The sequence below is a fragment of the Loktanella sp. DJP18 genome, assembly GCF_049310965.1.
GTDB lineage: Bacteria > Pseudomonadota > Alphaproteobacteria > Rhodobacterales > Rhodobacteraceae > Loktanella.
This window is the reverse complement of the sequence record NZ_JBMERN010000365.1, coordinates 1-778: the sequence shown is the minus strand read 5'-3', so window position 1 is coordinate 778 and position 778 is coordinate 1. Positions and strand designations below refer to the sequence as shown.

Below are 778 nucleotides of genomic sequence, written 5' to 3'. Positions count from 1 at the left end.
ACTGGTCATGACCGGTCCGGTCTGCCGCGGCCCACAGATCGAGCTTACCTTTAGGCTCACACAGCCCGTCGCACGCATGTTCTCCGATCGCACCGATCAGGAGATGAGTTCACTCGCGATCGAGCTGGGGCCAACACGCGCCCGCCTGCGCGGCGTGGTCTCCCGCCCCACGCGTGATTTGACGCTGCTGGGACGCACCACCGTGCTGGGCGAAGACTTCGGCTTTGCCAAGACCTCGAGCATGGTCGTCGTAAGATCACACACACCCATCGACCAAGAGATCCTGGACTTCGTTGCGTCCGGCCCGGGCAAGGCGCAGACGAAAGCCTATCTGGAGAGCCATGCCTCGACGGATGACATCGAGATCCTGGAGGAGATGCAGTTCTGCGGCCGCAACTTTCTGGGTCTGATCAGGCAGCGCGCCACCGCGGTCGACAAGTTGCGCTCCGAGATCGACCGCAACTACAACCGGCTCGCCCGCATCCGCCGGGAGATCAATGCGATTGCGGGCCTTGACCCGGAGACGCTGGTGCCGGAGGCGCCAGCACCGCAGGCACCGGTGCCTCTCTCGACCTCACGACTGGAGAAAGCCCGGTATCTGCGCATGCACATCCGGTTCTTTCGCCTGCTGGGTGGCATCGGCAAGCTCAAGCAGAAGCGGCGCGACGTCTATGCATCGGTGGCAGCCATCAAGAAGAACTGGCTGGGCTTCGTCGCGGGCGCAAAGGTGAAGCTTGCTGAGAAGCACGGTGCCATCGTGGTGAGCGAAGACCTCACT

General features: G+C 63.1%; 1 protein-coding gene. It reads left to right on the top strand.

Annotated features, from left to right (window positions below):
* Window positions 1–7 precede the first annotated feature (7 nt).
* Window positions 8–778, top strand: a 771-nt coding sequence (locus tag ACOI1H_RS25930) for a hypothetical protein (protein ID WP_422441230.1), incomplete at its 3' end; no start/stop codon positions are given.